The organism is Wenjunlia vitaminophila DSM 41686, assembly GCF_000380165.1.
Taxonomy (GTDB): domain Bacteria; phylum Actinomycetota; class Actinomycetes; order Streptomycetales; family Streptomycetaceae; genus Wenjunlia; species Wenjunlia vitaminophila.
Genome location: NZ_KB904675.1, coordinates 23345 through 46363, shown reverse-complemented (window position 1 = coordinate 46363; position 23019 = coordinate 23345). Strand labels below are relative to the sequence as shown.

The following is a 23019-nucleotide window of genomic DNA, read 5'->3' as shown; positions in this document are numbered from 1 at the left end:
GACTGTCGGACGCGTGAGGTGGCCGCCAGCTAGCCGCCCCGCTCGCAGCGCGGTGCGCGGCGGGCTAATCCCAAGCAGCTACCCGACCCGCGGGCTCGCCGGTACGTCCGTCCGGCGCCTGGTTCCGGCCCAGCCGACCAGGAAGCAGCCCGCGGGTTGTCCATTTCCCGCGCGATCTCCCTTTCCCGACCAGCCTCGCTCCCCCGGCCCTCGGCCCCGGCACGTTCCGGGCCCGCGTCGGGGCGGCCCGTCGGGGACGGCCTACGGGGCGAGACGCTCCACCAGCCAGCCACGCGCATGGTCGTCGGCCCGACGGAAACGGAGCCGGTCGTGCAGCCGGTTCTCCCTCCCCTGCCAGAACTCCACCGTGTGCGGCACGACGAGGAAACCGCCCCAGAACGGCGGTACCGGCACCGGGGTTCCCACCGGATGACGCCGCTCCAGGTCCGCGTAGCGCTGTTCGAGTTCCTCACGCGAGGCGACGACCTGGGACTGCCGGCTCGTCCACGCCCCGAGCTGTGACCCCCGGGGGCGGCTGCGGAAGTACCGCTCGGTCTCCTCGACGGTGGTCCGCACGGCCTCGCCGCAGATCAGCACCTGCCTGGCGATGGGGTGCCACGGGAAGAGCAGCGACACCCGCGGGTTCTGCGTGATCTCGTCGCCCTTGCGGGAGCCGTAGTTGGTGAAGAAGACGAAGCCCCGCTCGTCGTACCCCTTGAGCAGGACGGTGCGGGAGCTCGGCCGGCCGTGGCCGTCCGCCGTGGACAGCACCATGGCGTTGGGTTCGTCCAGCCCACTGGAAGCGGCCTGCACGAACCAGCGTTCGAACTGCTGGACGGGGTCGTCGGCGAGGTCGGCCTCGGACAGTCCCTGGGCTCGGTACTGCCGGCGCATGGCGGCGGGGTCGGGGTACTCCACGCGCCACATCCTGCAACACGTCAGCCGGGCGCCCGGCACCCGGTCCTGGCGGGCCGGTCGGTGGAGACCACCCGGACACGGGAATGTGTGTGGGATCTCACCAGGATTCCGACTCGGACTCTGTAACATCTTGACATCAAGAGATAGTGTGGACCCTCCTGACGTGCTCGACACGAGTCCGACCCCCTCGACCGGGTGACCACCACCTCAGCGGGGCATGACCGGGATACGCCGCGGAGCCGTGCGCCCCACGGTGGCCGGTCTTCGACTTCGCGACACGTCATCTGTCGACCACATCATGAGGAGCCGCCTGATGTCCGACTTCGTACCCGGACTCGAGGGAGTCGTCGCGTTCGAAACGGAGATCGCCGAACCCGACAAGGAAGGCGGTTCCCTCCGTTACCGAGGCGTGGACATCGAGGACCTGGTGGGGCACGTCTCGTTCGGGAACGTGTGGGGCCTGCTGGTGGACGGGAAGTTCAACCCGGGGCTGCCGCCCGCGGAGCCGTTCCCGATCCCCATCCACTCCGGGGACATCCGGGTGGACGTGCAGAGCGCGCTGGCCATGCTCGCCCCGGTCTGGGGTCTGAAACCGCTGTTGGACATCGACGACGTCCAGGCCCGCGAGGACCTGGCCCGGGCCGCGGTGATGGCGCTGTCCTACGTCGCCCAGTCGGCCCGGGGCCTGGACAAGCCGATGGTGCCGCAGCGGGAGATCGACAAGGCGCAGAGCGTCGTCGAGCGCTTCATGATCCGTTGGCGGGGCGAACCCGACCCGAAACACATCAAGGCCGTGGACGCCTACTGGACCTCGGCCGCCGAACACGGAATGAACGCCTCCACCTTCACCGCGCGGGTGATCGCCTCGACCGGCGCGGACGTCGCGGCGGCACTGTCCGGCGCGGTGGGCGCCATGTCGGGTCCGCTGCACGGCGGCGCGCCGTCCCGGGTCCTCGGCATGATCGAGGAGATCGAGCGCACGGGCGACGCGGTGGCGTACGTCAAGGGCGCGTTGGACCGCGGCGAGCGGCTGATGGGGTTCGGCCACCGGGTCTACCGGGCCGAGGACCCCCGTGCCCGGGTGCTGCGCCGCACCGCCAAGGAGCTGGACGCGCCCCGGTTCGAGGTGGCCGAGGCACTGGAGCGGGCCGCCCTCGAGGAGCTGCACAACCGGCGGCCGGACCGGGTGCTGGCGACCAACGTGGAGTTCTGGGCCGCCATCGTGCTGGACTTCGCCGAGGTGCCCGCGCACATGTTCACCTCGATGTTCACCTGTGCACGGACCGCCGGGTGGAGCGCCCACATCCTGGAGCAGAAGCGCACCGGGCGCCTGGTGCGGCCCTCCGCCCGGTACACCGGGCCCGGTGCCCGTGACCCGCAGGACATCGAGGGGTTCCGCGACACCAACGGTTGACACGCCGAACAGTGGGCCTCCCGGGCCGGCGTCCGGGAGGCCCACCGGGGCCCGCCCCGCGGTGTCAGCCCGCCCCGTCGGGGAGCGACGCGGCGAGCACCTCCGCCAGGTGCCGGGCCCGAACGCCGGTGAGCTGGGCGATCTGGGTCCGGCAGGAGAAGCCGTCGGCGAGCACCACCGCGTCGCGGGGCGCGGCCCGCACCGCGGGCAGGAGCTGCTCCTCGGCGCAGGCGACGGAGGTCCGGAAGTGCCCCCGTTCGAAGCCGAAGTTCCCGGCGAGCCCGCAGCAGCCACCGACGAGTTCCCCGGCGAGGCCGGCCCTGGCCCGCAGCCGGCGTTCCGCCGCGTCACCGAGGACCGCGTGCTGGTGGCAGTGGGTCTGGCCGACCGCTGGCCGGTCGAGCCGCGGCGGCTCCCAGGACGGGGCGAGCTCCTCGAGGACGCCGGCGAGGGTGCGCACCGAGGCGGCGAGCCGTGCCGCGTCCCCCTCGGGGCCCAGCAGCTCCGTCAGGTCGGTGCGGAGCGCGGCGCCACAGCTCGGCTCCAGGGCGACCACCGGCAGTCCGGCGGCCAGCGCTGGACGGAGCACCTCGACGGTGCGGCGCATCACCCGCCGCGCGGTGTCCAACTGCCCGGTGGTCACCCAGGTCAGACCGCAGCACACCGGCCCCGGGGGCACCACCACGCGCAGCCCCGCCGCCTCCAGCACCCGCACCGCGGCCCTGCCCACCTGCGGACGCAGGTAGGTGGTGAAGGTGTCCGGCCACAACACCACCGCGGGGCCGGTGCGCCGCCGCTGGCCGGCGGTGCGGCGGAACCACCGGGTGAACGGGTCCCTTGCCAGCTCGGGGACGGGACGTTCCGGGGTGAGGCCGCCGGCTCGTTTGGCGAGGGCGGCCACCGGCGTGCGGGCCAGGGCGTTGAGCACGGGGGCGGCGACCGGCGCCACCGTGCCCACGGCCCACAGCCAGCGCGGGAGCTGCCCCATCGAGTGGTGCGCGGCGGGACGCCGCCGCCCCGCGTAGTGGTGGTGCAGGAACTCCGCCTTGTACGTGGCCATGTCCACCCCCACCGGGCAGTCCGAGCGGCAGCCCTTGCAGGCCAGGCAGAGGTCCAGCGCCTCCAGGACCTCGGTGGAGCGCCAGCCGTCCCGCACCAGGTCGCCGCCGAGCATCTCGTGCAGCAGCCTGGCCCGGCCGCGGGTGGAGTGCCGTTCCTCGCCGGTGACCCGGTACGACGGGCACATCACCCCCGTGGTGACGGCGGTGTCGCGGCACTTGGCGACGCCCACGCAACGGCGCACCGCGGCGGCGAAGTCCCCCTTGTCGTGCGGGTAGCCGAACGCCACCGGCACCGGGTGGCCGGGAGGGGCGACGAAGCGGAGGTTCTCGTCCAGGCGCTGCGGGCGGACCAGCACCCCGGGGTTCAGCGTGCCCCGCGGGTCCCACAGGTCCTTGTACCGGGCGAACAGGTCGATCAGCTCCGGCCGGTACATCCGGTGCAGCAGCTCCGACCGGCCGAGGCCGTCGCCGTGCTCACCGGACAGCGAACCTCCGTGCGCCACCACCAGGTCGGCCAGTTCCCCGGAGAACACCCGGAACCGCCGCAACCCCGCCTCGTCGAGCAGGTCGAAGTCGATCCTGACGTGGATGCAGCCCTCTCCGAAGTGGCCGTAGGGCGCGCCGTTGAGCCCGTGCTCCCGCAGCAACGCCCGGAAGGCCCGCAGGTAGTCGCCGAGGCGCTCCGGCGGCACCGCCGTGTCCTCCCAACCGGGCCACGCCTCGGCGCCGTCCGCACGCCGGGTCGCCGTCCCCGCCGCCTCCTCCCGCACCCGCCACAGTTGGCGCTGGTGGGCGGGGTCGGTGACCACCAGGCGGCCGGTGGTGCCGTCGGCGGCCCGCGCCCCCAGACGCCGGGCGACCGCCTCGGCCTCGGCCGGGGTGTCCGCGCCGACCTCGACGAACAGCCAGGCGGCACCGGCCGGGAGGTTCCGCGCGGCGCCGCCCGACGCCAGCGCGGCCAGGCCGGCGTCCATGCCCTCCACGGTGAGCGGGTCCAACGACAGCAGCCCGGGGACGGCGTCCGCCGCCGCGCCCTCGTCGGGGTAGCCGAGCACCACCAGCGCCGTGGCGGCCGGCGCCGGCACCAGCCGCACCGTGGCCTCGGTGACCACGCCGAGGGTGCCCTCGCTCCCAGCGAACGCCCGGGCCAGGTGGCTGCCGTGTTCCGGGAGCAGTTGGTCGAGCGGGTAGCCGGAGATCCGGCGGGGCAACGTGGGAAAGCCGGTGCGCAGCAGGGCCAGGTTGCCCTCGACCAGCTCCCTGACCCCGGAGAACAGCTCTCCCTCCCGCCCGGGCCGTCGGGCGAGGGCGTCGAGGCCGGCCCGCCCGGCTGCGGCCAGCTCGACGTGCAGGCCGTCGGGGCCGAGCACCCGCACCGTCTCGAGGTTGTCCGCCGTGGTGCCCCAGGCCACCGAGTGGGCACCGCACGCGTTGTTGCCGATCATGCCGCCGAGGGTGCAGCGGCTGTGCGTCGAGGGGTCCGCGCCGAACGTCAGGCCGTGCGGGGCCGCGGCGGCCCGCAGCGCGTCCAGGACGAGGCCTGGCTGCACCCTGGCCGTGCGGGTCAGCGGGTCGAGTTCCACCAGCGCGTTCATGTGGCGGGTGAAGTCCAGGACGACCCCGACCCCGGTGGCCTGCCCGGCGAGGCTGGTGCCGCCGCCGCGCGCCACCACCGGCACCTGGTGCTCACGGCACACGGCGAGCGCCGCCGCGGTGTCCTCCGCGTCGCGTGGCGCGACCACGCCGAGCGGTACCCGTCGGTAGTTGGAGGCGTCCATGGTGTGCAGGGCCCGCTGTCCGACGTCGAAGCCGACGTCGCCGCGGACCCGTGCCCGCAGCGCCCGTTCCAGGTCGCCGGTGGCGTCCGGGGCGGGCCGTCCTTCCGATCCACTCAACCGGTCACGCATGGTCCATGGTGACCCGGGCGCCGGGCACCGCACCAGGCCGGCCGGGCGCGGCGGCCCCGCCGGGGGCCGCCCGGCCCGTCAGGCAGTCGCGCCGCGGGTGGCGGCATGCCTCCACCCGGCGTACCAGGCGCAGCCCGCGAGCACCGCGCCCGCCACCGCCCACTCCCCGAGGCCGACGAGCACCGCGGCCCAGCCGGGCATGTCGGCCTGGTCCCGGGACGCGGCGCAGAACCCGACGGCTCCGGCGAGCGGCCCGGCCAGCACCGCCACCACCCGGCCCGGTTCCCGGTAGGCGGCGGCGTCCGCGGCGGCGCGGGGCCGGCGGTCCACGACGAGCACCGTCCGTTCCGCCGCGACCCCCGCCGGGTACCCGCAGGCCGCGACCCCGGCGCCGACCAGCAGCTCCGCCCACCAGGGCAGCGCGTCGCGGGACGCGCCCACCGCGCCGAGCCCCAGGGCCAGGAACAGGGCCCACACCTCCAGGAACGGCCGTCGCGCCGTCATCGTCCTGACCACCCCGATCACCAGCCGGAACAGCGCCGCGGCCACCACCGCGCCGGCCGCCCCCGCCGCCGCGACCCGCCAGGCGGCAGGTCCGTCCAGGGCCAGCAGCGGGACCGCCACCGCTGTTCCGGTGACCAGCCCTCCGGCGCCCACCCACCCGGCGACCACCCGGTCGCCGTCCTGCCCCGCGGCGTCCGGCCCTTCGACGTCCAGCCCTTCGACGTCCGGCGCGCCCAACCCGTCCGGGACGCCCGGCCGGACGTCGTTCCCGAACGGGACGGCGGGCGCCGCCCCGGGGCCGTTCCCGACCAGGCGCCGGACCGCCCGCAGCCGTGCCGTCACCTCGGCGGTGTCCCCCGGTCGGTGTTCCGGCTCCTTGGCCAGCAGGTCGAGGATGAGCTGGTCGAGTTCCCGGGGCAGCCCGGGAACCCGGCTGCTGGGCGGGACCACCGGTTCGGTCACGTGCTTGACCAGCACCGCGCTCCAACTGTCGCCGCTGAACGGCGGCTCCCCGGTGACCAGTTCGTACAGCACGCAACCCAGCGCGTACAGGTCGGTGCGGGCATCGACCGCCCGGCCCTCGACCTGCTCGGGTGCCATGTACGCCGGGGTGCCGAGCACCGCCCCGGTCTCGGTGAGGGTGGTGGTGCGCGCCGCGGCGCCCTCGACGAACCGGACGATGCCGAAGTCCAGCACCTTGATGGTGCCGGCGGCGGTCAACAGGACGTTGGCCGGTTTGACGTCCCGGTGCACCACGCCCGCTCGGTGCGCCGCCTGCAGCGCGTCGCAGATCTGCTCGGCCCAGTCCAGCACCTGGTGGGTGCTTGGCAGTCCGTCCGCGACGACCCGGCCGAGGTCCTGGCCCACCAACAGTTCCATCACCAGGTAGAGCACCCGGCGCCCGTCGATCTCGTCCTCGCCGTAGTCGTGCAGCGTGACGATGTGCGGGTGGGACAGGTTGCCCACGGTGCGGGCCTCGCGGGCGAACCTGGCGGCGAGGACCGCGGCGTCGGCGCCGCGCCGGGCAGCGGAGAGTATCTTCACCGCGACGGGTCTGCACATCCGTTCGTCCTCGGCCCGCCAGACCTCGCTCATGCCGCCGGAACCCAACGGCTCCCGCAGCCGGTACCGGCCGTCCAGCAGCTCTCCGCGCATCCGCGCCTCCCGTCGCCGCTCCGGCCCCGGAACCACAGCCGGGCGCCGGCCGCTCCCCCGCGCGCCGCCGTGTCGCCTCCCAGCACGCGCAACCAGAAATTATCTCCCGGTCCCGGCCCGTCCGACCCCCCGTCGGCGTCCCCCGGCCGTCGGGTCTCGCTATCCCCCGGGCGCGCGCCGGGGGGCCACGCCGGTCGTCTCACGGCGTGGACCGCTTCGTGGACGTGACCGGGCAGGCACTACGCTTCACCTGTGGCTGAGATCGAGATTCCCGCAGCACTCAAGCCCGCCGACGGTCGCTTCGGCTCGGGCCCGTCCAAGGTGCGCCCCGAGGCGCTGACCGCCCTGGCCGACACCGGTACCTCCCTGCTGGGCACGTCCCACCGCCAGGCACCGGTGAAGAACCTGGTGGGCCGGGTGCGCGAGGGCGTACGCGCCCTGTTCTCGCTGCCCGAGGACCACCAGGTGGTTCTCGGCAACGGCGGCAGCACCGCGTTCTGGGACATCGCCACCGCCGGCCTGATCCGCCAGAAGTCGCAGCACCTGTCGTTCGGCGAGTTCTCCTCGAAGTTCGCCGCGGCGGCGAAGGCCGCTCCGTGGCTGGATGACCCGACCGTGATCAAGTCCGAGCCGGGCACCCACCCGGAGCCGACCGCCGAGGCCGGTGTGGACGTGTACGCGTTCACCCAGAACGAGACCTCGACGGGTGTCGCCACGCCGATCCGACGCGTGGCCGGGGCCGACGACGGCGCCCTGGTCCTGGTGGACGCCACCTCCGCGGCGGGCGGGCTCCCGGTGGAGATCACCGAGACCGACGTGTACTACTTCGCCCCGCAGAAGAGCTTCGCCTCCGACGGCGGCCTGTGGATCGGCGTGTTCTCCCCGGCCGCGCTGGACCGCGCCGCGCGGATCGCCGCCAGCGACCGGCACATCCCGGCGTTCTTCTCGCTGCCCACGGCGATCGACAACTCCGCGAAGAACCAGACCTACAACACCCCTGCCGTGGCCACCCTGTTCCTGCTGGCCGACCAGCTCGACTGGATCAACGGCCAGGGCGGCCTCGACTGGGCGGCCGCCCGCACCGCCGACTCCGCGTCGCGTCTTTACACCTGGGCCGACAAGTCGTCGTACGCCACCCCGTTCGTCACCGACCCGGCCCAGCGGTCCAACGTCGTGGGCACCATCGACTTCTCCGACGCGGTGGACGCCTCGGCGGTGGCCAAGGTCCTGCGGGCGAACGGGATCGTGGACACCGAGCCCTACCGCAAGCTCGGCCGCAACCAGCTCCGGGTCGCGATGTACCCGGCGGTGACGCCGGACGACGTCGAGGCGCTGACCGCCTGCATCGACCACGTGATCGAACGCCTCTGACACGCGGCTCCACCGCGGACCGCACGAGGGCGGGCAGGGCCTGGGGGCCTGGCCCGCCCTCAGGCGTCCGGCGGCGGGCTCCCGCGGCCCCTCCCGGGGCGGCCGTTCACTTGCGGCGCCGGAACAGCCGCAGCACCACGACCACGAGACCCACCGTGGCCAGCACGCCGAGCAGCACCCGGGACGTGGTGTCCCGCTGCCCCGAGGCGTCGTCGGCGGTGTCCCCGCCCCGGTCGTCCACCGAGTCCCCGCCCTTGCCCCGGTCGCCGTCGGTTTCCGCATCGCTTCCCTCGCCGCCCGCGTTCCCCTTCCCGTCGGCCTCCTCCTCCGGCTCGGTCAGGTCGAACTGCCAGACGTCGCTGCCGGCGCCCTCGCTGCCGAACAGCAGCGACCGCCCGTCAGCGGTGTACGTCACCGCCTCGCCCTGGCCGCGCAGCGGCGCGGGCAGCCGCCTGCGGTCGCCAAGCTTCCCGTCCCGCCACGTGTACTCGGACGCCCAGAGGTACCCCCGCAGGGCCAGGTGGCGGCCGTCGGGGGAGAACGCGCCGTCCGTCACCCACGGCACCTGGTCCACCCGGGTGAAGGTGTTCACCCCGTCCGGGGTCAGCTCCCGCGGCCCGGCGTACAGCCCCGCCCTGTCGGCGGTCTCCTTGCTGGCGATGTACACCCGCCCCGTGCGGGGGTGGACCATCAGCGCCTCGGCGTTCCGCGGCCCGTCCGCGTACTGCACCCGGTACCTGACCACGTCCACGGTGGTGTCCGCGAGCTGCTCCGGCTCGGTGAACCGGTAGATCCACACCTCGGGCCACTCGCCGTCCAGGTTGTCGCCGATGTCCCCCACGTACACCTGGCCTGACGGGGTCACCGAGATCCCCTCCACGTCGCGGGGGTCCACCCCGCGCAGGGTCACGGTGGCCACCGTGCGCCCCCGGGAGTCCACGGCGTACACGTAGGGGCCGTCGTCGCTGTCGTTGTGCGTCCAGTACACGCCGCGGTGCCGGTGGCTCGCGGCGAGACCGCTGGACTCGGCGATCCGTTCGTCCTGGAACGAGAACAGCACCCGGGAACCGTCCGCCGCCACGGCCGGCGCGGAAAGGCCCCAGACCGCGGTCACGGCACCGAACAGGAAGGCGACCGGCGCGGCCGGCGACACGTGTACGCGCATGGGGACAGCCTGCCACCCCCGACCACCCCTGACCCCGCCAACTCCTCCATGATGGGCCCATGCGGATCATGCCCGTCGGAGACTCGATGACCGTCGGCAGCAGCGGTGACTTCACCTGGCGGTACCGGCTGTGGCAACACCTGCGGGCGACGGCGGGCCCGTCCTCGTTCCACCTGGTGGGTCCCCGCACCGCCCTGTACGACAAGGCCGCCGACGCCGCGGTGTCCCAGCACTACGGCGACCCGTCCTTCCCCGCCGACGCCCGGCGCCACCTCGCCGGCTGGGGCGAGGGGTGGCTGCACATGGCGCCGGTGATCCGCGACGCGGTCACCCTCCACCGCCCCGACCTGCTGCTGGTCTTCCTCGGCCTGATCGACCTCGGCTTCTACACCGGACCTGCGGACACCGAGGCCAACCTCCGCCGCTTCGTCGCCCAGGCCCGCGCCGCCGACCCGTCCCTGCGGATGGTCTTCCTCCCCGTCCTGCCCAACTCCCGGGCGCGGACCGACCCGCCGTTCCAGGAGCAGGTCACCGACCTCAACGCCCGGATGCGCGACGCCGTCAACGATTTGAACACGCCCGCCTCCCCGCTGCTGCTGGCACAGCCGCCGGACCCCTGGCACCTGCCCACCGACACCTACGACGGCACCCACCCCACCCCCCGCGGCGAACACCGCATCGCCGCCGCCTTCGCCACGGTGCTGCACACCGCGTGGGGAGTGGGTGGGGAGTACCTGGTACCGGCGCGGTGACCCGGCCCGGGTGCGGGGCGCCCTGGTGGCTGGTGGCGGGTGCCCTGGTGCCGGGCGTGCTGGTGACGGGCGCCCTGGTGACGGGGCCGGTGGCGGGTGCCGCGCAGTAGGGTTCCGGTGGAAGGGGGTGGCGCGAGGTGCTGATCGACACCGTGGCATGGGTGCGGATCGAGGGCGGACGCATCCTGTGCGCCCGCCCCCGGGGCAAGGACGTCTTCTACGTCCCCGGCGGCAAGCGGGAGGGGACGGAGAGCGACCTGGAGACGCTGGTCCGGGAGATCGAGGAGGAGCTGACGGTCCACCTCGCCCCGGACACCGCCGTGCACCTGGGCACCTACGAGGCCACAGGGCCGGGTCTGCCCGACGGCGCCGTGGTGCGGATGAGCTGCTACACCGCGGAGTACCGGGGCACCCTCGCCCCGAGCAGCGAGATCGAGGAGACGGCCTGGTTCTCCTACGCGGACCGTCCCCTGGTGCCCCCCGTGGACCAACTCCTCTTCGACGACCTGCGGGCCTCCGGGGAACTGGCCTGAGGCCACGGGTCGTTCCGGGCGGTGCTGGTTCCACGTTCCGTCACCAACACGGTCCAGGCGTGACCGTCGTGCTGCGGCGAGGACGACCGCCCTCGCTGAACACGCCGTCACCGGCCGTGGTGCGGGACGAACCCAGGCGCAGTTCCGCCCACGTCCTCTTCCCCCCGCGGACGGACTGGGTACCGCAGCGGTGGGCAAGTGCCTGAACCAGAACGAGCCCACGCCCCGACTCGTCGTCGTCAGCCGCGGCACGCATCCGCGGCGTCCGGTCGCTGCTGTCACAGACCTCGACCATCAGCCGGTCGCCGTCGAGGTGAAGACCGATGGTGAGCACTCCACCGACATGGACGACGCCGTTCGTGACCAACTCGGAGACCACCACTTCAACGGCGTGCGCGACCTCCTCGTCCAACGGCGCGTTCCAGGCGCGTAGCTGGGCGAGCACACGGCGCCGGACAGGCGCCACCGCCCAACCCGCAGCCGGGGCGAAGAACCTCAGAGCGGACATGGCACGAACTCCTCCAAGGAGAGCGGCCCCCGCACGGCCCACAGGGGGCGCGGGGGCGTCAATCAGGGGCCGCTCGGTTCAGCCGAAACCGCGGCAGCCGGTGTTCAGTCAACCTCCGCACCTCACGGTAAGTACTGTGGCAACCACGTAGCGCGGGTATACCCGGTTTAGCGACCCCTCTGGAGGCGTCGTGGCAGCACGGAGAGAGCCCAACGTGCGACTGCGGGACACCATCACGGCGGTGGGCTGCTCGTACGAATCACTCGCCTATGCGGTGCGCAGAGTGGCGGCCGAGAACGGCGAGGTCCTGCGGACCAACAAGTCAGCGGTGTGCCACTGGGTCAACGGCGCGCGGCCGTCGGGGAGAACCAGCGGGTACATCGCCGAGGCGCTCTCCCGTCGGGCTGGCCGGACCGTCACCCTGACGGAGATCGGACTACACACCGGCGAGGAGACAGCTCCTGCCAGCAACGACCCCGTTGTGGCCGCCACCGAACTGGGACGTGCGGATGTCGAACGCCGCCGTTTCCTGGCGGTTGCCGCCTTCACCACCGCGGGGGTCGCCATGCCACTGGGCTACGACCACGACAACGTGTCCCGCTTGCTCCAGGCGCGCTCGGGCACGGGCGCGGTTGGTGATGAGGAAGTCAATGTTGTCCGACAGGTCACGGCTGCGTTCGGCGCCGCCGACGAGCTCCTGGGTGGCGGCCACGGACTGACCACTGTCAGTGCGTACCTGGCCGACACCGCTGCCCCGATACTGCGACTGCGGTTCCCGTCCGAGCAGACACGGCGACGTGCGTTCGGCGCCGTTGCGGAACTGGCGTACCTCGCCGGCTGGAAGCACCATGACCTGGGCCATGAGGGCGCAGCTCAGCGGTACTACCAAATTGGCTACCAATTGGCCTGCGAATCCGATCCTCGCGCCCATGCCGCTTGGATGATGCGCGCCCTGGCTCACCAGGCACTGACCCTGAAACAGCCCCGTCATTGTGTCCAACTCGTTGAGGCAGCACTCAGTCGAGGCGTCGGACATTCCGACGGGAAAACGGAGGCACTCCTGTACGTCACTCACGCTCGCGCCTACGCCGCGATCAGGGAGAAGACAGCCGCCGCGAGAGCCCTCCTTCTCGCAGAAAAAGCCATCATCAGGGACGACGAACCCCAGCCTTCCTTCTCACGGATCAGCGGTCCGGCCGCCGGCACCGTGGCGAGCCACACCGCCCGAACTCTGACCGACCTGGCCGACCACGCCGGTACGGAGCAGCAGCACCGTGCGGCCCTGACGCGTTGGGACCCAGAGAAGTACAGGCGGGTGCACGCACTCACGTATGCCGACCTCGGTGACAGTCTCGCTGCCCAGGCCCGCGCAGACGAGGCCGTTGCCACCTGGAAGCACGCGCTTGACCTCATCCAGGGTGTGGCCTCTGAACGAACACGCAAAGCGGTTTCATCAATGCGCTCCACACTCAGGGTGTACCAGCGACGGGGAGTACCGGGGGCAGCGGAGCTGCTTTGTCACGTACACGAGGCATTGGCCTAGCATGCGCATATCCTCTGCTGACGAAGGGACCATGGTGACCGAATCTCAGACAACTGACGCTGGCGCAACATTGAGGCCAGCTACGGAAGCCATGACCTTGCTCGTTGCCGCCGTGATCGTCCACGATCACGACACTGACCAAGTTGTTCTGTTACAACGCGGTCCTCACGCGAAGTTCGCTCAGGGTATGTGGGATCTTCCCGTCGGCAAGAGTGCGCCAGGCGAGCCCATCACCCAGACGGCCACCCGGGAGCTATATGAGGAAACCGGCCTCATCGTTGATGAGAAGGCTCTGCGGCCCGTCCATCTCATCCATGCAGCTTGGGGCGTCGAGGCCCCCAACGGCTTCCTGACTGTCGTCTTCGCCACCCATGAGTGGTCGGGCACCCTCACCAATGCCGAACCTGCAAAGCACTCCCAGGTCTGCTGGACAGACTGCACAGCCCTTCCTGATCACTTCGTGCCCAGCACAGCGAAGGCACTGAGGTCCTACCTGGCAGGAGGACCGGGGGTGTCGCTCCACGGCTGGGAAGGCCACTGAGAAGGAATCAACCAGCTAACTCGGGGATTGGATGAGGGCGCAGCAGGGCGGCGATGGCCGCGGTGTCGCCGCGGGCGGCGGCGAGCTACGCCCGGGCGTCGGTGGGGTCGCTAACGGGCTGGAGCTCGAGGATGCCGTAGGCGACCTCGTCGTGCGGCGGGGCGGCTCTGATGAAGAACACGAAGCGGGAGCCGGGGAACTTCAGGGGCGCGGGGCCGAGGTAGGGGTCGCGGTCGAACCCGTCGGTGAGCACGTCCACGGGGGACAGGTGGCCCAGCACCACGGCTGCCAGCGCGCGTCGCCGCCTGGAGTGGATTCCGGAGAGGAACGGGGGCTCGTCCCCGGCCCGGACGTCGGCCAGCTCGCCCAGGAGGCGGTCCAGGACGTCCTCGGCGACCACGTTCGCGGCGATCAGGTCGAGCGCGTCGTAGACCGAGGTCGCCTCGCCGAGGGTGCCGATGCAGTCGGTCCTCGGGTCCTCGTCGGGGCACGCCCCGCCGTCGTCCGTCTCCTCGGGGGCCATCGGGTAGGCCACCGCCGCGTACCGCGACTCCTCCAGCTCGGGGCGGCGCTGGCCGGTGTCGGCCTCGGCGAGACAGCGCAGCACTTCCTCCTCGTCCATGGACCGAGTCTGCACCTGACCACTGACAACGGATCAGCGATCCGCTGGGTGGCTGGAAAAGCACGCTCTGCGACGTGGAACGGGCAAGCCCGGGCCGGCTGTTGAGCAGCGCTTTCAATAAGACGCCCTACTCTTGAGGAAAGGTTGAGCTCAAGTTGAGGATATCTTGTGGAGACATCACTGGCATTGGCGACATAAGGGCTAACCAGATTGCCGCCCATCGCGCCGGTTCCTAGCGTTCCGGCCATGAGTGGTTACGGTCCAAACACATACACCCGACCTGCGGCGCCGTCGGGGGGCGCCGCGCTCGGGTTCCCCATGGTTCCCATCCTCGTCGGTCTCGTCGGCTCCGCCCTGGTCGTCATAGGTTCCTTCCTCGGCTGGTCCACGGCCGAGATCATGGGTGAGACGGAGAGCACGGGCGGCATGAAGGGCGACGGCCTCTTCACGCTGCTCGCCTCCGGCCTCGCCGGAGTGCTGCTGATCGCCGGCATGGCGATGAAGAACACCAAGGTCGCGGCGTCCTCGCTGCTGCCGACCCTGATCACCCTGGTGTTCGCCGTCCTCAACTTCATCAACCCCGACCGCGCCGTGCGTGCCGAGGCCGAGGACGAGGGCGTGCCGTCCGAGCAGGTTGACCAGCTTCTCGAGCCGTTCGACATCACCGCCGGTGTCGGCCTGTGGTTCGTGCTGATCGGCGTGCTGCTGGCCCTGGGCGGCGGCGCGGTGGCGGCCATGAAGGCCCGCGCCTGACGCGAGCCCTTTCGCGCAACCCGTACGTCGAAGGCGGCCGTCACCGTGTGGTGACGGCCGCCTTCTCCCTGTCGCGCGCCGTTCGAGGGCGGTGACGTCAACGGAAAGCCCGTCCGCCCGGCGGCACCGGGTCCCGGGCGACCCGGACCACGGCGGCCAGCCATGGACGAGGCCAGCCGTGGACCGGGCCGGCCATGGGCCCGAACAGCCGGTGGGTCACCAGGCGAACGCCTCCGGGGAGGGCCCCGGGCCCGGCCAGATCTCGTCCAGCGCGGCCAGCAGCTCCTGCGAGAGCTCGAGCTCGGCGGCGCGGAGCGCGGAGTGGAGCTGGTCGGCGGTGCGGGGGCCGACGATCGGGCCGGTCACCCCGGGCCGGGCGAGCAGCCAGGCGAGCGCCACCTCCCCCGGCTCGAGGCCGTGCTTGTCGAGCAGGTCCTCGTACGCCTGGACCTTCCCGCGGACCTCCGGGTCGGCCAACGCCTCGACGGCGCGGCCGGAGGCGCGGCGGCCCCCCTGCGCCTCCTTCCTGATGACGCCGCCCAGCAGGCCGCCGTGGAGCGGCGACCAGGGGATGACCCCGAGCCCGTAGTCCTGGGCCGCCGGGATGACCTCCATCTCGGCGCGGCGTTCGGCGAGGTTGTAGAGGCACTGCTCGCTGACGAGCCCGTAGGAACCCCGCCTGGCAGCGGCCTCGTTGGCCTGGGCGATCTTGTAACCGGGGAAGTTGGAGGACCCCGCGTACAGGATCTTGCCCTGCTGCACGAGCACGTCGATGGCCTGCCAGATCTCGTCGAACGGGGTGTCCCGGTCGATGTGGTGGAACTGGTACAGGTCTATGTGGTCGGTCTTCAGGCGCCGCAGGCTCCCGTCCACGGCCCGGCGGATGTTCACCGCCGACAACTTGTCGTGGTTGGGCCACGCGGGTCCGTCCGGGCCCATGTTCCCGTAGACCTTGGTGGCCAGGACCACCTTGTCCCGGCGGTCGCCGCCCTTGGCGAACCAGTTGCCGATGATGCTCTCCGTGCGGCCCTTGTTCTCCGCCCAGCCGTAGACGTTGGCCGTGTCGAAGAAGTTCAGCCCCGCGTCGAGCGCGGCGTCCATGATGGCGTGGCTGTCGGCCTCGTCCGTCTGCGGGCCGAAGTTCATCGTGCCGAGCACGAGTCGGCTGACTTTGAGTCCGGTGCGTCCGAGCTGCGTGTACTCCATGGGCGACCAGCCAACGCCTTGGAGTCCGCTCGAAGCAAGGGGGTACCGGCGGCCGGGGCGCGAGGGTGGGGCGGCGCGCGTGGCCCTGGTGGACGGCGCGGGCCGGGGCACACTGGACGGGTGAGACTCTTCGCCGCCGTACAACCACCGCCTCCCGCCGTCGCGGAACTCGCCGGCGTCGTGTCCGAGGTCCGCCGGCTGCCCGACGCCGACCGGCTGCGCTGGGCGGACCAGCAGGGGTGGCACCTGACCATGGCCTTCTACGGCGAGGTGGACGAGGTGGTGCTGCCCGAGCTGTCCGCCCGACTCGGGCGCGCCGCCGCACGCCACCAGCCCCCCACCGTCCGGCTGGCCGGTGGGGGCCGGTTCGGGGACCGCGCGCTGTGGGTCGGCATGTCGGAGGGGCGGCCGGAGCTGGAACGGCTGGCCGCGTCCGCCACGGCCGCGGGCCGACGCGTCGGCATCCCCATGGAGGGCCGCCCGTTCCACGGCCACCTGACCCTGGCCCGCACCCGGAACACCGCCGCCACCAGGCTCCGCCCGTTCGCCGACGCCCTGGCGTCGTTCCAGGGCACGTCCTGGGTGGTCACGTCGCTGCTGCTGATGCGCAGCGACCCGGGGGAGGTGGGGCAGCCCCCGCGCTACTCCCCGGTCGGGCAGTGGCCCCTGGGTCGGGAGCCGGGGCCCGGCGTTACCGTGGAGCCGTGAACCCCAAGACCCGCGCCCGCGTCCTCACCTCCGCCTTCGTGCTGCTGCTGGTGGTCGTCGTCGCCGCGGCGGCCCTCGGCTGACGCCCGTCGGTCCGCCGGGAACCGGTCCCGACCGGTGCCCCGTGGCGCCCTGCCCGCCGGGACCGGGCACCCGGGCGGGCCCTCAGCCGTGCAGGGCCTCCCGGAGCGTCTGGACGGCGAGGTGGCGGGCGACGGTGGTGGCCTTGGCGTCGCGCAGGCTGTCCAGCATCAGGAAGTCGTGGACCATCCCGAGCACCCGGACCGCGGTGACGTCCACGCCGGCCGCCCGCAGTTTCGCCGCGTAGGCCTCGCCCTCGTCGCGCAGCACGTCGGCCTCGTCGGTGATGACCAGGGCCGGCGGCAGCCCCCTGAGCTGGTCCACGCTGGCTCGCAGCGGCGACGCGTGGACCTCGGCGCGCTGCGCCGGGTCGGCGGTGTACTGGTCCCAGAACCACATCATGCCCTCGCGGGTGAGGTAGTAGCCCTCGGCGAACTGGAGGTAGGACGCGGTGTCGAAGTCCGCGTTGGTGACGGGGTAGAGCAGCACCTGGGCCCGCAGCGGCACGTCGCCGCGCTCCTTGGCCATGAGGGCGAGGACCGCGGACATGTTGCCGCCGACCGAGTCGCCGCACACCGCGATGCGTGAGGGGTCGAGGCCGTGTTCCGCGCCGTGCTCGACGATCCAGCGGCCGACGGCGTAGTTCTGTTCGATCTGGGTGGGGTACCTGGCCTCGGGCGCCCGGTCGTAGACCGGGAAGGCCGCCGCGGCGGTGACTCCGACGGTCAGGTCGCGCACCAGGCCGTCGTGGGTCTTCTCGTCGCCGAAGACCCATCCGGCGCCGTGGATGAACAGGATGGTCGGCAGCGGCCTGGACACCCCGCGCGGGTACAGCAGGCGGGTGCGGACGGTGCCCCACCGGCCGGCGTCCACGGTGACCCACTCCTCGTCCACGGCGGGCTTGCTCACCCCCTCGCCTGACTGGAGACCGGCGAGGATGTCGCGGCCCTGCTCCGGCGGCACCTCGTAGATCCGCGGGTGCGGGGAGGTGGCCTCGGCCAGTTCCTGCGCCTCGGGCTCGAGGAGGGGGGTGGGGGGCGGTGGGAGACCTGCCATGGTGCTCCTCCGTGCGTGTTCCGGGGAGGGGGAGGGAGCCGGCGGCTCCCCCCTTCCCCATGGTGGGGACGCCCCCGGCCCGCGCAACTCGGCGGCGGTTCCGGTCCGCGCGGGCCGGCGGCCCGGGACCGCCCGGCGGCCGGAGCCCCCGGCGGCACGGTCAGGCCGCCGCGGCGACCTTCTCCGGCTGGTGGTCGCGCTGGTGGTCGCGGGGGACGAACGCGATCCGGGGGCGTCCCCCGCCGCCGTGCAGCTCCACGCTGAGCCTGAGGTCGCCGGCGCGGGCGAGGACGAGGCCGACGACGACCGCCGCCGACACCGACACCAGGCCACCGGTGAGGAACCCCACCCGGGCACCGTAGGTGTCGGTGACCCAGCCCACGAGCGGGGCGCCGATGGGTGTGCCGCCCATGAACACCATCAGGTACAGGCTCATCACCCGCCCGCGCATCGCCGGGTCGGTGGCGAGCTGCACCGAGGAGTTGGCCGTGGTGTTGAACGTCATGCCGACCAGCCCGAGCGGCACCAGCAGCGCGGCGAACAGCCAGTAGGTCGGCGACAGGGCGGCGACGACCTCCAGCACCCCGAAGAGCAGCACGCAGCCGACCAGCATCCGCATCCTGGTGGTCCCGCGGCGGGCGGCGAGCAGCGCGCCGACCAGCGAGCCCGCCGCCATCAGCGTGTTGAGCAGGCCGTACGTGCCGGCGTCGGCGTGGAAGACGTCGTCCACGAAGGCGGTGAGCCAGATGGGGAAGTTGAAGCCGAACGTCCCGACGAAGCCGACGAGCACGATGGGCCAGATCAGTTCGGGGCGGCCGGCGACGTAGTCGAGCCCGGCGCGTAGCTGTCCCTTCTCCCTGGGGGCACGCTCGACGTGGTGCAGCTCCGCGTCCCGCATCAGCAGCAGCGCGACGATCGGGGCGACGAAGGACATGCCGTTGAACGCGAACGCCCAGCCGCTGCCGACGGCGGCGATCAGCACGCCGGCGATGGCGGGGCCGACGATCCGGGCGATCTGGAAGTTCGCGGCGTTGAGGCTGACGGCGTTGCGCAGGTCCCGTGGGCCGACCATCTCCACGACGAACGCCTGCCGGGTGGGGTTGTCCACCACGGTGGCGAGCCCGAGCAGGAAGGCCATCAGGTACACGTGCCAGACCTCGACGGCGCCGGACAGGGTGAGCGCGGCCAGCACGAGGCTGAACAGGCCCATGGCGCTCTGGGTGAGGAACAGCAGGACGCGCTTGGGGTAGCGGTCGGCGAGGACGCCCCCGTAGAGACCGAACAGCAGCATCGGCAGGAACTGGAGCGCCGTGGTGATGCCGACGGCCGCGGAGGAACCGGTCAGGGTGAGCACCAGCCAGTCCTGGGCGATGCGCTGCATCCAGGTGCCGGTGTTCGACACCACCTGGCCTCCGGCGAACAGCCGGTAGTTGCGGTTCCGCAGGCTGGCGAAGGTGCCCCGGGCGGGGCTCTTGGGCTTCGCCGCGGGGGGCGTGCGCGTTGCGGGGGTGGGCGTCCCGGGCGCGGGGGCGGACTCCGGATCGGGGGACTCGGGTCCGGGGGCGGGTTCGGGCGCGGACGCGCCTGCTGGGGTGGGTATGGGTTCGGGTTCGGGTTCGGGGGCGACGCCGGAGGGTCCGGGGGCCGAACTCACGAGTGTCCTCTCCTTTCCGGTGGGGCCGCGCTGGCGCGGTCGGCATCTCACAGTTCGGCGAGCTTCTCCAGCACCGGGGCGGCGTCGCGCAGGGTCCGCCACTCGTCCTCGGTGAGGTTGCCGGCCAGTTCGGCCAGCCACGCGTTCCTGCGCCGGCGGCTCTCCTCGAGGATCGCCTCGGCCTGCTCCGTCTGCGTCACCACGATCTGGCGACGGTCCTGCGGGTGGGGCTCCCTGCGGACCAGTCCCTTGGCCTCCAGCATCGCCACGATGCGGGTCATGGAGGGCGGCTGGACGTGCTCCTTGCGGGCCAGTTCGCCCGGGGTCGAGGAGCCGCAGCGGCACAGGGTGCCGAGCACCGCCATTTCGGTGGGGCTCAGCGACTCGTCCACCCGCTGGTGTCGCAGTCGGCGCGAGAGCCGCATCACGGCGGCCCGGAGGCTGCTCACCGCGGTGAGGTCCTCCTCGGAGAGTTCCGGCATGCTCTTTAGAATAACTCATTACACAAACTAAAGAAAGTTGACTGGACACCCGTTCGACCCAGTGGTCACCACGTGTCCCACCGAGACTTGCGGGGTACCCCGGAACGCAGCCGGTCACACCGTCGACCGGCCCCGCGGCCCCGTCCTCCAGGACACGGCGGCACCCCGCAGCCGTAGGCTTCCCCCATGGCAAAGCTCCCCCGGCGTCCGGCCCCAGAACCGCTCGAGGCGAACGACGTCGCCATCGTCACCGGCGGCACGATCGTCTGGCTGGTGCTGTTCCTCGTCCAGCTCCCGTTCTACGGCTGGTACGCCGACCACGGACACGCCTGGTGGGTGTGGACCTGCCTCGCCGGCGCCGGTCTGGGGCTCATCGGCCTGTGGTACGTGCGCCGACGCCGGGACGCGATCGAGCGGCACCGTCAGCAGGCACAGGTCAGCGACGGCGCGGGCGACCAGTCAGGTCAGACCCAGGGATGATCCGTCTCCTCCCCGAGAACGGTGTTCCCGACCGGGTTCAAGCACCGTTCACCGCCGCCACGTAACGTTCCTCCCATGGAGAACCGGCTCGACAACGGCATTGACGACCCCCACCGGTCAGGCGCCCACGCCCCGGTGCGTCAGGCCCCTTCCCCCGAGGACCAGTCCACCACCCGGGTGAGCGGACTGACCACCGCGGAAGTGGCCGAGCGGGTGGCCCGTGGAGAGGTCAACGACGTCCCCGTCCGCTCCTCGCGGAGCATGGCCGACATCGTCCGCGCCAACGTCTTCACCCGGTTCAACGCCATCATCGGCGTGCTGTTCGTCATCATGCTCGCGGTGGCGCCGATCCAGGACTCGCTGTTCGGCTTCGTCATCGTCGCCAACACCTGCATCGGGATCATCCAGGAGTGGCGGGCGAAGCAGACCCTGGACAGCCTCGCGGTGATCGGCGAGGCCAAGCCCCTGGTCCGCAGGGACGGCCGCAGCGTGGAGGTCAGCACCCCGGACATCGTCCTGGACGACGTGATCGAGCTCGGCTCCGGCGACAAGGTCGTGGTGGACGGCGTGGTGGCCGAGGCCGACGGACTGGAGATCGACGAGTCGCTGCTCACCGGCGAGGCCGACCCGGTCCTCAAGCGCCCGGGCGACCCCATGATGTCCGGCAGCTTCGTGGTCGCCGGCACCGGCGCCTTCACCGCCACCAGGGTCGGGCGGGAGGCGTACGCGGTGCAGCTCGCCGAGGAGGCGAGCCGGTTCACCCTGGTCCACTCCGAGCTGCGCAGCGGCATCAGCTCCATCCTGCGGTTCATCACCTACCTGATGGTCCCGACCGCGATGGCCCTGATCGCCAGTCAGCTCTACGTGGAGGACGAGGGGTGGAAGGAGGCCGTCCGGCGCATGGTCGGCGGCATCGTGCCGATGGTCCCCGAGGGCCTGGTGCTGCTCACCTCCATGGCGTTCGCGATCGGGGTCATCCGGCTGGGCCGCAAGCAGTGCCTGGTGCAGGAGCTGCCCGCGATCGAGGGGCTCGCCCGGGTGAGCGTGGTCTGCCTGGACAAGACCGGCACCCTCACCGAGGGCGGGATGGACGTCAAGGAGCTGCGGGTCCTCGACGGCGACCAGGAACAGGCCGAACGGGTGCTCGGCGCGCTCGGCGCCGCGGACCCGCGGCCCAACGCCAGCCTCCAGGCCGTGATCGACGCCTACCCGGCGCCCGAGGGCTGGCGGGCGACCGGCACCCTGCCGTTCTCCTCGGCCCGCAAGTACAGCGGCGCGTCGTTCCCCGACCCCTCGGGCAAGGCCGTCACCTGGCTGCTCGGCGCCCCCGACGTGCTGCTGCCCACCGGCCACACCTCGCTGGCCGAGGTGGAGGAGCTCAACCGGCAGGGCCTGCGGGTGCTGCTGCTCGCCCGCACCACCAGGGCGCTGGAGGACCCGGAGGTGGCCGCGGCGCCCGAGCCGTTCGCCCTGGTCGTGCTCGAACAGCGGCTGCGTCCTGACGCCGCCGACACCCTGCGGTACTTCGCGGAACAGAACGTGCAGGCGAAGGTCATCTCCGGGGACAACGCGGTGTCGGTGGGCGCGGTGGCCGCCAAGCTCGGCCTGCCCGGCGCGGAGAACCCGGTGGACGCCCGGGAACTCCCCTCGGACCCGGAGGCCCTGGCGAAGGCGCTGGAGGCCGGAACGGTCTTCGGCCGGGTGACGCCGCAGCAGAAGCGGGAGATGGTGGGCGCGCTCCAGGCCCGCGGTCACACCGTGGCGATGACCGGGGACGGGGTCAACGACGTGCTGGCGCTGAAGGACTCCGACATCGGCGTCTCCATGGGCACCGGTTCGGAGGCCACCCGCGCCGTGGCGCAGATCGTGCTGCTCAACAACAGCTTCTCCACGCTGCCCTCGGTGGTCGCCGAGGGCCGCCGGGTGATCGGCAACATCGAGCGCGTCGCCAACCTGTTCCTCACCAAGACCGTGTACTCGGTGCTGCTCGCCATGCTGGTGGCGATCTTCCAGCTCCCGTACCCGTTCCTGCCCCGTCACCTGACGCTGCTGTCGTCCCTGACGATCGGCGTGCCGGCGTTCTTCCTGGCGCTCGCGCCGAACCGGGAGCGGGCCCGGCCCGGCTTCGTCAAGCGCGTGATGCGCTACGCGCTGCCCGCCGGGATCATCGCGGGCACCGCCACCTTCGTCTCTTACATGATCGCCCGGCACCACTACACCGGGAACGGGGCGCTGGACGCCGAGACCAGTGTGGCGACCCTGACCCTGTTCCTGGTCGCCATGTGGGTGCTGGCGATCATCGCCCGGCCGTACACCTGGTGGCGGATCGGCCTGGTGCTGACGATGGCGTTGGGGTTCGTCGTCGTGCTGATCACCCCGTACCTGCAGAAGTTCTTCGAACTGAAGCTGGTGGGGGTGCAGGGGCCGTGGATGGGCGTCGCGGTGGCCGCCGTGGCGGCGGTGCTCCTGGAGGGCGTCTGGCGGTACCTCAGCCGGCAGTCGCAGGACGAGGCGGCCCCGCGGCGCACGGACGACGACCACGAGGCAGCGGTGAGCCGGTAGCCAACCCCGCGGCGGTGGGCCGGTAAGCCACCCCTGGGTGGCG

The 23019-nt window shown here is 72.3% G+C and carries 20 protein-coding genes; 10 read left to right on the top strand and 10 right to left on the bottom strand.

What is annotated here, in order from left to right; translation table 11 throughout:
* Window positions 1-261 precede the first annotated feature (261 nt).
* Entirely contained in the window at window positions 262-927 is a 666-nt protein-coding gene (gene pdxH / locus A3IG_RS0115930; protein ID WP_026220307.1) for a pyridoxamine 5'-phosphate oxidase, read from the bottom strand.
* Between the two features lie 304 nt (window positions 928-1231).
* On the opposite strand from pdxH, the gene A3IG_RS0115925 reads away from it, so the two are divergent.
* Window positions 1232-2332 carry a citrate synthase 2 gene (locus A3IG_RS0115925; RefSeq protein ID WP_018384572.1) on the top strand — a complete coding sequence of 367 codons (1101 nt, stop codon included), beginning with the start codon at window positions 1232-1234 and terminating at the stop codon, window positions 2330-2332.
* A gap of 64 nt (window positions 2333-2396) precedes the next feature.
* Here the strand turns inward: A3IG_RS0115925 and A3IG_RS0115920 are convergent, their stop codons facing one another.
* A complete protein-coding gene (locus A3IG_RS0115920; RefSeq protein ID WP_018384571.1) occupies window positions 2397-5300 on the bottom strand; it encodes an FAD-binding and (Fe-S)-binding domain-containing protein in 2904 nt (967 codons plus the stop codon).
* 78 nt (window positions 5301-5378) lie between these two features.
* On the bottom strand, window positions 5379-6959 hold the full coding sequence (locus A3IG_RS31965) for a protein kinase domain-containing protein (protein ID WP_051087517.1): 1581 nt from the start codon (window positions 6957-6959) through the stop codon (window positions 5379-5381).
* Window positions 6960-7211: 252 nt separating this feature from the next.
* Here A3IG_RS31965 and serC point away from each other — a divergent pair, with 252 nt between their 5' ends.
* Window positions 7212-8330, top strand: a complete 1119-nt coding sequence (gene serC, locus A3IG_RS0115910) for a phosphoserine transaminase (RefSeq protein ID WP_018384570.1) — start codon at window positions 7212-7214, stop codon at window positions 8328-8330.
* Between the two features lie 106 nt (window positions 8331-8436).
* Here serC and A3IG_RS0115905 read toward each other — a convergent pair whose 3' ends face one another.
* Window positions 8437-9495, bottom strand: coding sequence for a hypothetical protein (locus A3IG_RS0115905; protein ID WP_018384569.1), 1059 nt, complete (start codon window positions 9493-9495; stop codon window positions 8437-8439).
* A gap of 59 nt (window positions 9496-9554) precedes the next feature.
* Between A3IG_RS0115905 and A3IG_RS0115900 the strand changes: the two genes are divergently transcribed.
* Both A3IG_RS0115900 and A3IG_RS0115890 read left to right on the top strand, forming a co-directional pair.
* Window positions 9555-10247: a GDSL-type esterase/lipase family protein gene (locus A3IG_RS0115900; protein WP_018384568.1), complete on the top strand. Its 693-nt coding sequence runs from the start codon at window positions 9555-9557 to the stop codon at window positions 10245-10247.
* A 137-nt stretch (window positions 10248-10384) separates the two neighbouring features.
* A complete protein-coding gene (locus A3IG_RS0115890; protein ID WP_018384566.1) occupies window positions 10385-10780 on the top strand; it encodes an NUDIX hydrolase in 396 nt (131 codons plus the stop codon).
* 40 nt (window positions 10781-10820) lie between these two features.
* On the opposite strand, the gene A3IG_RS29945 is transcribed toward A3IG_RS0115890, so the two are convergent.
* A complete protein-coding gene (locus A3IG_RS29945) occupies window positions 10821-11288 on the bottom strand; it encodes an ATP-binding protein (RefSeq protein WP_018384565.1) in 468 nt (155 codons plus the stop codon).
* 190 nt (window positions 11289-11478) lie between these two features.
* Between A3IG_RS29945 and A3IG_RS0115880 the strand changes: the two genes are divergently transcribed.
* A complete protein-coding gene (locus A3IG_RS0115880) occupies window positions 11479-12831 on the top strand; it encodes a hypothetical protein (RefSeq protein WP_026220306.1) in 1353 nt (450 codons plus the stop codon).
* 1 nt (window position 12832) lies between these two features.
* Window positions 12833-13372, top strand: a complete 540-nt coding sequence (locus A3IG_RS32655) for an NUDIX domain-containing protein (RefSeq protein ID WP_058032791.1) — start codon at window positions 12833-12835, stop codon at window positions 13370-13372.
* A gap of 85 nt (window positions 13373-13457) precedes the next feature.
* On the opposite strand, the gene A3IG_RS0115870 is transcribed toward A3IG_RS32655, so the two are convergent.
* Window positions 13458-13994 carry a hypothetical protein gene (locus tag A3IG_RS0115870; RefSeq protein WP_018384562.1) on the bottom strand — a complete coding sequence of 179 codons (537 nt, stop codon included), beginning with the start codon at window positions 13992-13994 and terminating at the stop codon, window positions 13458-13460.
* 318 nt (window positions 13995-14312) lie between these two features.
* Here A3IG_RS0115870 and A3IG_RS0115865 point away from each other — a divergent pair, with 318 nt between their 5' ends.
* Window positions 14313-14747, top strand: coding sequence for a hypothetical protein (locus A3IG_RS0115865; RefSeq protein WP_018384561.1), 435 nt, complete (start codon window positions 14313-14315; stop codon window positions 14745-14747).
* 216 nt (window positions 14748-14963) lie between these two features.
* Here A3IG_RS0115865 and A3IG_RS0115855 read toward each other — a convergent pair whose 3' ends face one another.
* Window positions 14964-15953, bottom strand: a complete 990-nt coding sequence (locus A3IG_RS0115855) for an aldo/keto reductase (protein ID WP_018384560.1) — start codon at window positions 15951-15953, stop codon at window positions 14964-14966.
* 120 nt (window positions 15954-16073) lie between these two features.
* On the opposite strand from A3IG_RS0115855, the gene thpR reads away from it, so the two are divergent.
* A complete protein-coding gene (thpR, locus tag A3IG_RS0115850; protein ID WP_040911614.1) occupies window positions 16074-16661 on the top strand; it encodes an RNA 2',3'-cyclic phosphodiesterase in 588 nt (195 codons plus the stop codon).
* Window positions 16662-16826: 165 nt separating this feature from the next.
* Here the strand turns inward: thpR and A3IG_RS0115840 are convergent, their stop codons facing one another.
* The 3 genes from A3IG_RS0115840 to A3IG_RS0115830 all read right to left on the bottom strand — a co-directional run bounded on the left by A3IG_RS0115840 (window position 16827) and on the right by A3IG_RS0115830 (window position 19934).
* Window positions 16827-17798 (bottom strand): alpha/beta hydrolase, encoded by a 972-nt coding sequence (locus A3IG_RS0115840; protein WP_018384558.1) that lies wholly within the window; start codon window positions 17796-17798, stop codon window positions 16827-16829.
* Window positions 17799-17958: 160 nt separating this feature from the next.
* Window positions 17959-19398: an MFS transporter gene (locus tag A3IG_RS0115835; RefSeq protein ID WP_407701027.1), complete on the bottom strand. Its 1440-nt coding sequence runs from the start codon at window positions 19396-19398 to the stop codon at window positions 17959-17961.
* A gap of 101 nt (window positions 19399-19499) precedes the next feature.
* Window positions 19500-19934 (bottom strand): MarR family winged helix-turn-helix transcriptional regulator, encoded by a 435-nt coding sequence (locus A3IG_RS0115830; RefSeq protein ID WP_018384556.1) that lies wholly within the window; start codon window positions 19932-19934, stop codon window positions 19500-19502.
* 186 nt (window positions 19935-20120) lie between these two features.
* Between A3IG_RS0115830 and A3IG_RS0115825 the strand changes: the two genes are divergently transcribed.
* Both A3IG_RS0115825 and A3IG_RS0115820 read left to right on the top strand, forming a co-directional pair.
* Window positions 20121-20414, top strand: a complete 294-nt coding sequence (locus tag A3IG_RS0115825) for a DUF2530 domain-containing protein (RefSeq protein WP_018384555.1) — start codon at window positions 20121-20123, stop codon at window positions 20412-20414.
* Between the two features lie 75 nt (window positions 20415-20489).
* The gene (locus A3IG_RS0115820; protein WP_018384554.1) at window positions 20490-22976 is read left to right on the top strand and encodes an HAD-IC family P-type ATPase; all 2487 of its coding nucleotides are present in this window, start codon (window positions 20490-20492) and stop codon (window positions 22974-22976) included.
* Window positions 22977-23019: the final 43 nt, after the last annotated feature.